Here is a 1,996-nt window from a genome sequence, read left to right as displayed (position 1 = left end):
TCGCTCAGTCAATCTTGACTGGGAATACGTGCATCCAGAAGCGTAGATCGTGATGGAATTGAAGCTCTGATCTGAGCTACTCAAATCCAGTCAAACCATTCAATCGCAGAAATGAAGATTGCAACTATCGACGGGATGAACAGTAGCCAAAGTATATTCTGTTTTATTAGTCCGGTGGCTGACACTACTAGAGCTATAAGGATTAGAAGGAAGAGATACTCAAACCGCCAGTAACGATACTGAACACAGCCTCTAGTCCTGACGGCGATTTATCACTTATAGTGGCGGGTTCTGTGCTCATCTTATGCGGAGTACAACCGAGGGGCATATTATAGTACCGATTCTCATGGTTACTATATAAAGAAGCAAAAACCTCATACAGGTGTCTATAGAATAAAGACCAAGAATGGCCATTACTACACGTCAATTTGACCTTTATGACTTCTTCAGTGTGTTACTTCCAGGAGTTCTCTTCCTTTCGGGACTATATTTTTTCCTACCTCAAGATGAGCCGGCTGGTTTAGTCACTTTATTACTCCCTCTCTTAACAGGAGGTTACATTGCAGGGCGATTTTTGCATGTAGTCGCTGTAAAGTTAGAATCTCAGTTCCTCACCGAGGTTTCCCATAGGGAGAAGCTTCAGGAGGAGTTACTAGCAATGAACGCCACAGGTAAAGCCCCAGGATTATTTGATAGACATACACTCGAGAAATTTTGTGGTGAATGTGAGCGTTCGTTAGAATTGAATTACTGCCTACCGCCAAAAAAGAACGATGTTCAAGAGTCAATAAGGGAACAAACTGAAGAAATCAATGAAAAGGAATTGACGAAGAGGGTTGAAAGAGAAATAGAGAACCGAATAAAGACAATATCAGTACATCACAAAGCCGGTTAGTTGAGACGTCTGCTTGCAGAAGGTGTGTCTAAAACCAAGCAAGCAGACAATGAAATCCACGAGGACCAGGTCCTTAACTTCCTCGTCAACTCTCTTGACGAGGAAGTTGCTCTCTCCTTCGCTGAAAACGCCAAACTCGACGCTGAAGGCATTTACGAGGTCCTCGTCGGCGCGTGCGCCGACGGGACCTCGGTCTCTACGCTCTGTGAGAACAGCAAAGATGCGCCTCACGAAAATTCAGTTCTCTACCATCTTCGCACCAAGTTCGACCTTGAGACGCTCGAACAAGTTGGCAACATACTCCTCCAGAAGGACGTTCTCGATGTACTCCCCGAGCAGGTGGAGGTCGTCGCTGACCTCCACCTGCGGCCCTATTATGGCGACGAAGACGACACGGACGGTCTCTATCACTCGCAAGCGAAGCGTGGAACCACCGCGTTCCACGCCTACGCCACACTCTACGCGCGTGTGAAGAACAAACGCTACACACTGGCGGTGCGCCGTCTTACCGACGGCGACACCGCCAGCGGCGTCCTCGCAGAGTTTCTTGGCATCCTTGACGGCCTTGACCTCGGTGTCAAGGCCGTCTACCTTGACCGCGAATTCTACGATAGTAAGTGTTTGACGCTGCTTCAGGCACACAACCACGCCTACGTTATGCCGATCGTCCGTTGGGGACGGACGATCAAGCAAGAACTCTCGGAAGGCTGGAGTCGCGTGATTCAACACAGTCTGACGGCGAAACTCGACGGTCACAGCTGGACCGTCGAGTTTCCCGTCTACATCGACTGCACCTACCAGAACGGGCGGTACGATGAACACGGGGTGGCGCGTCACGGCTACGCCGCTGACGCGCCGTTCATCGACACGCCACGAGACGCTCGATACCACTACGCGAAACGCTTCGGTATCGAGGCCAGCTATCGACTCTCCGAGCAAAGTATTGCGACGACCTCAACACAGAATCCGGTCGTACGGCTGTTGTACGTGGTGGTGAGCTTGCTGTTACAGAACGTCTGGCGGTTTCTACATTGGGAGTACGTGGCGACGCCCCGCCGTGGGGGGCGTCGCCTCTGGCAATGGTCGTTCAAGGAGTTCATC

At 50.5% G+C, this 1,996-nt stretch carries 2 protein-coding genes; both read left to right on the top strand.

The genetic code is table 11. The features are described 5' to 3' along the window. Positions 1 to 406: 406 nt before the first annotated feature. Entirely contained in the window at positions 407 to 895 is a 489-nt protein-coding gene (locus tag BG842_RS28570; RefSeq protein WP_139135990.1) for a hypothetical protein, read from the top strand. A 24-nt stretch (positions 896 to 919) separates the two neighbouring features. Then, positions 920 to 1,996: ISH3 family transposase (locus tag BG842_RS02420; protein WP_069449543.1), on the top strand; the 1,077-nt coding region annotated here is incomplete at its 3' end.

The organism is Haladaptatus sp. W1 (assembly GCF_001723155.1).
GTDB lineage: Archaea > Halobacteriota > Halobacteria > Halobacteriales > Haladaptataceae > Haladaptatus > Haladaptatus paucihalophilus.
Note: the sequence above shows the minus strand (reverse complement) of the source record. Positions and strands in the feature narration are given on the sequence as shown.